This window comes from Aeromonas sp. HMWF015, assembly GCF_963878965.1.
GTDB classification, from domain to species: domain Bacteria; phylum Pseudomonadota; class Gammaproteobacteria; order Enterobacterales; family Aeromonadaceae; genus Aeromonas; species Aeromonas veronii.
In genome coordinates this window covers 1-5431 of the sequence record NZ_CAWNZT010000107.1, presented here as the reverse complement: position 1 = coordinate 5431, position 5431 = coordinate 1, and the positions used below count along the sequence as shown (strand labels likewise).

Genomic DNA, 5431 nt, shown 5'->3' with positions numbered 1-5431 from the left:
GGTAATCAGGTAATCAGGTAATCAGGTAATCAGGTAATCAGGTAATCAGGTAATCAAATTATTGGCAGCCAACACATAAATATACATCTACTACATTACATATTAATCATAGATATGACGCGCTAATATAGAGGCTTGCCCGCAATATTCACAGGCAAGATTTGAGATGAAAAAATAAATATACGTTATTAATTATGCAGACTAACTGTGATCCATCTCTCATGATTTTTAAGCCGATTGATTTCTCAAAGTGGAGTGTTATCATCTAGACATAGAGTAAAGGGCAAACCGATCGAAAGGTCGGGACGCAAAGCCACCGGTCTAAGGGTTTTGATACCTAAGACAGCGGAGCTGCCATCTGAGAAGAGTGATGTTATTGCCGATTTATGGCATTACTCTTTGATTGCGTTGCCCTTTTCGTACAACACCTGTGACGAAAAGGACATAGATATGAAAGCTCAACACACCGCCTCCCGTTTAGTTCGCAAGACAGTTTTCTCTGTATGCACCTCCTTGCTGCTTGGTACCGCCTTGTTGCCATCCACAGCTTCTGCGGCTGATGGCTCAGTGACGTTTACTGGCACCATCTATGAATCTCCATGTGATTTTTCTGACAGCAGCGTGACCTGCTATTCAGGCATGAACAAGCAAACCATGCCTTTGGCTCACTTGCAGCAAGCCGGTCAAATCAGCTCAATTAGCAGCACTATCAGCTACAAAGTGACCAATGCCAGCAACATGGCGATCGTGACTGTCAGCTATCTCTGATGACTCATCTGTAGTGACGCTGAAATTGGCGCGAAACAGATGAGCAGGTGGTGTTGAAAGCAACTCATATCAGGTCGCCTGTGCTACCCATACAGGCGGCCAATATCTTTTCATCCCGCCTCCTCACGAACAAATAGTTGGCTTTGCTGATTGAGTCACCAGTCATCATCCGCCCAGATAATGTGGCTTAAGCCATAGGGACATCTCGCTTTTCCTGGTCATTTGCTGCATGTCTCGTGTTGATTAAATGAGATCTGACACGCACTTTACACAACTAACAACTTCGCCAATAAAGTCGCATGTGAGCCCTCACTACGGCAGCAGGAGTTCAAAAACAGCAAGCATATAAATCAACGCTATATCATTGATTTATATGTCATTTAAAAAATCATTGATATTCTTTTGAGTCTCTGTAAATTGCCTTGCGATTACTCGCAAGACAATACACAAACAAGAACAAAGGGATAAAAATGAACCGTTCAGGTACCGGGTGGCTGCTGCTGGCAGGCCCCCTGCTTTTGGCTACATCCTCGGCGCAAGCCAACTACTCCCCCAATGACTGGCGACAGTATCAGCTGACTGGCGAATCGAGCCGGCAACTGGCCGCTCGCATCACCGAGATCACCTACGAGCTCAAGGCGCGCAGCAGCAACGCCCCCTATCAGCAGCTCAGAGTCTACCGTCGCTTCGACTGGCAGAGCAGCGATCTCGCCGCACTGACCGAGCAACAGTGTGGCGAGCCGCGGCTCAAGGTAGATGCGGGCTGGCAGATCCGCTTCGTGCGCTGTGAAGATCGGATTCCGGCGGGCAAGCTTATTCCCGCCAGCAGTTATGACTTTGGTTATGGCCTCAAGCAGGGTCGCTGGGAGCAACTGGCTGGCACGCCGACCGCCCAGCGGCAGGATCGTCTGCCGCTGCCGCAAGCCATCATCCTGGGTCAGACCGAAAGGGAGCTGGATCGCTGCGAACTCAACCCGCAGGGCCGCTGCGCAGAGCCGGAGTGGCACTATCAGCCGCAGGATTGGCAGCAGTTGCAGGTACTTGAAGAGACCCCGAGTGAGCGGGATGGCCGGTTGGAGCAGATCTTCTTCCGTCTTCAACCGGTGGCAGGCAGTCAGGCTGCCGCTCAGGTCAGCGAGATCCACGTCTGGCGCCGCTATCAGTGGCAGCTGGATCAGCTCACGCCTCAGCAGGAGTGTGATGAGCCGCAGGAGCGCAAGGAGGGGAGCAACACCATCCGCTATCGCATCTGTCGTCAGGTGATCCCCGCTGGCAGCGAGGTTCAGGTAACGTTGCAAGATAGCGGCTACCAATACCCGGTCGCCGGCGGCGAGTGGCAGCCCCTGCCAGAGAGCAAAGAGTGGCAGGAGAGCCGGGTGCTCAATCGCCCCATCGTGCTGGCCAGTAAGGAGGAGCAGCTGGAGTGCCGCCGCGCCAACGGTCGTCTCTGCTCCGAGCCAGAGCAACCCGATGTGGATCTGCTCGACAGCGATGCAGCCAAACTGGTGGCCGACGTGAGCGGCCAGAACAGTCCTGCCTGGCAGGCGGATTACGGCCACGATGACGCCAAGCTGATGGCGGTGGTGCGCGGCATGCGTGCCCTGCTGGCGGCCAACCAGCCGACCCATCCGGCAATGGACAAGCTGCTCTACTATGTGCGCGCCCATAACTACCATGGCGGCGTTGGCAAGGAGAGTGATCAGGCCGCCCGGGCACTGGCCGGGGTGATGATTGATCTGCTCAACCACCCCTTGCTGCTGGGAGCTGAACCGCAGGATCAGGCTGGCACAGTGCTGGAAGCCTGGAGCGTAGCGGCGCAGGGACAGCTTGGCCAAGCCGCCTTCCGCCAGAGTGCCGCCCCCATGCTGGCCCAGCTCAACCAGGCGCTCGGCTATGCGGTGCAACATGCGGCACAGATCAATGGCCACAAACCCTGGGCCGATGGCCTGTTCGAGCTGCTCAATCTGGTCGATCAGAGCGCCTCTTACGGTCAGCAGGCTGACTTCAGCGCAGCTGTGCTGCAACAGGAGGCGGCATTGCGCCAGAGCCTGCTGCAACTTGGCCTGAGCGAGCTGGCCCTCTGGAAACAGCGCGATGGCTCACGGGATCTGTTTATCTTCAACAACATCCTCGATGCCCATAGCCGTCTCTACCAGATGATGCGCTACCTCCATCACACCAGCCCGGATAAGGCGATTGCCTATCGCCAGCAGCTGGATCGCGATGTCATCGCCATCATGCGCCAGCAGGGGCTGGTCCCGGGCGGCCAGCATTCTGCTGCCATGCTGGAAGAGGTCTCCCTGACCCTCTCCAGCTACTACCTCACCTACACGGATCGCACCAGCGAAGCCTGTATAAGCGGCGAGTTCGCCGGGCTCTGCACACCGATCCGCATGGAAGATATTCTGCCGTTCGAGCACACCTGCTCACCCACCCTGCGTCTGCGCGCTCAGGATCTGACCCAGGCTCAGGCCGAAGGGATCTGCCGCAAGCTGGGTGATGAAGAGCAGCGCTTCCACCAGCAGATGGAGACAGGCTGGCAACCGGTGGCCGATGATCACAACGAAGCGCTGGAGCTGGTGATCTTCAACTCCTCCGCCGACTGGGGCCGCTACGGCAGCGCACTATTTGGTGTCTCCACCGACAATGGCGGCATCTATATCGAGGGGGATCCGGCTCGCCCCGGCAATCAGGCCCGCTTCTTCGCCTATGAGGCGGAGTGGAAACGCCCTGCCTTCCAGGTGTGGAACCTGCGCCACGAGTACGTTCACTATCTCGACGGCCGCTTTAACCAGTACGGCAGCTTCGGCCACTATCCGCTCAACCGCACTACCTGGTGGGCAGAGGGGATTGCAGAGTACATCGCCCACGGCCAGTGCTTTGCCCGTGGTCTGGATAACGTGGCAAACCGCCCCGCCAACCAGCGTCCGACACTGGCGGCGATCCTCCACCTTGACTACGACCAGGGTGGCGAGATGGTCTACTCCTGGTCCTATACCGTGCACCGCTTCCTCAACGATACCGGTCGCGGCGCCAGCTGGCTGGCGCTGGCACAGGCGCTGCGCAATCCGGATCGGCAGCAGGCGATGAGCGACTTCGAAGGAGAGCTGGACCGGCTGATCGCCAACGACAGCGACGCCTATCAGGCGTGGCTCGCCCGGGATCTGCTGCCCTGGTGGCAAGCCAACAAGGAGTCAGACGCCTGCAAGGGTAACGACTCCGCCCACTGATAGACATCCAACACAAAGAGGGGCAGCCACCGCAGCTCCTCGCTTTTTCCCCCGCACTCCCTCTTCTGCTGCGACAACCTCTGCCCGAATGAGGTGCCCGCCCGTTATCAAGCCTGACGCCAGCGGCCGAGTTGTAATAGAATGCCGATAGCCACTCCCAACTTCAGACCCTGACCGCACCGCGCATGAAGAAGTTTGCCAAGATCCTCCTCGCCTGCCTCGTTTTGCTGCTGGCCCTAATTGCCATGCTGCTGGGCTACAGCGAGTGGATCGTCTCGGATGCCCGTCACTACACCTACGATCAGGTAGACAAGGTGCCCTACAACCGGGTTGCGGTGGTGCTGGGTACCTCCAAATATCTCTCCGGTGGCGGCCCCAACCACTACTTCAAATACCGTATCAAGGCGGCGGCCGAGCTCTATAACAATGCCAAGGTGGACTTCATCATCGTCTCCGGTGACAACGCTACCGTGCAGTACAACGAGCCACGCCAAATGCGCCGCGCCCTGATCAAGGCGGGCATCCCCGCCTCCGCCATCTATATGGATTTCGCCGGATTCCGCACCCTCGACTCAGTGGTTCGCGCCAAGGAGGTGTTCGGCCAGGAGCGCTTTACCGTGGTCTCCCAGGGCTTTCATAACGAGCGGGCCATTTTCATCGCCCGCCATTTCGGTATCGATGCGGTCGGCTTCAATGCCGAGGACCCCAGCGCCTATCAGGGGATCCGCACCCGGGTGCGGGAAGTCTTTGCCCGCCTGATGGGGCTGCTCGACCTCTATGTACTGGACAAGGGGCCCAAGTTCCTCGGGGCACCGGTCCCCATCGGTCTGCCTGTGCCTTGCCAGTCACTGAGCACCATCGGCAGCCTGCAACCCTGCCTCAAACAGCCCAAACCGGCTGTGGATGAGGCCAAGCCAGCGGCAGTCTCTGCTGCGGTTACCACCGAGTCGGCGACTCCATCTTCCTCGGCCGCGACTGAACCAGTCACTCCTGCTTTATCCGCAGCGGCAACGACTGAGCCAGTCACTCCTGCCAAACCCGCGGCACAAACCACCGCCGAGATGCCCAGCGCGGCCTTGCCCACATTGCCGATGACCCCTTCAGCCGCCAGCGTCAGCACTGCCACACCATAAACAGACGACCCGCCAACTGGCGGGTCTTGTTATTACAGCGCGGGTTGTGGCGGTGAGCCTGTACACCCATTCCCAGCGACCGGGTCAGCCTCGCGCCGCCTGATAGCGGCGGGCCACTTCGGCCCAATCCACCACCTGATAGAAGGCAGCGATATAGTCAGGACGCTTGTTCTGGTACTTGAGATAGTAGGCGTGCTCCCACACATCCAGCCCCAAGATCGGGGTATGGCCATGCATCAGGGGACTATCCTGATTGGCACTGCTCTCCACCTGCAATCTGCCCGCCTTGTCCACCACCAG

4 protein-coding genes and 1 riboswitch are annotated in these 5431 nt (G+C 57.9%); of the genes, 3 read left to right on the top strand and 1 reads right to left on the bottom strand.

Features of this window, described 5'->3' with window-relative positions:
• Nucleotides 1–272 precede the first annotated feature (272 nt).
• Nucleotides 273–359: riboswitch (cyclic di-GMP riboswitch) on the top strand.
• A gap of 91 nt (nt 360–450) precedes the next feature.
• The 3 genes from AACS18_RS05235 to AACS18_RS05225 all read left to right on the top strand — a co-directional run bounded on the left by AACS18_RS05235 (nt 451) and on the right by AACS18_RS05225 (nt 5131).
• A complete protein-coding gene (locus AACS18_RS05235; RefSeq protein ID WP_005354947.1) occupies nt 451–768 on the top strand; it encodes a hypothetical protein in 318 nt (105 codons plus the stop codon).
• Between the two features lie 470 nt (nt 769–1238).
• Nucleotides 1239–3998, top strand: a complete 2760-nt coding sequence (locus AACS18_RS05230) for a collagenase (RefSeq protein ID WP_108613881.1) — start codon at nt 1239–1241, stop codon at nt 3996–3998.
• A gap of 185 nt (nt 3999–4183) precedes the next feature.
• Nucleotides 4184–5131 (top strand): SanA/YdcF family protein, encoded by a 948-nt coding sequence (locus AACS18_RS05225; RefSeq protein ID WP_108613880.1) that lies wholly within the window; start codon nt 4184–4186, stop codon nt 5129–5131.
• A gap of 84 nt (nt 5132–5215) precedes the next feature.
• Here AACS18_RS05225 and AACS18_RS05220 read toward each other — a convergent pair.
• Nucleotides 5216–5431: superoxide dismutase (locus AACS18_RS05220; RefSeq protein ID WP_181363412.1), on the bottom strand; the 216-nt coding region annotated here is incomplete at its 5' end.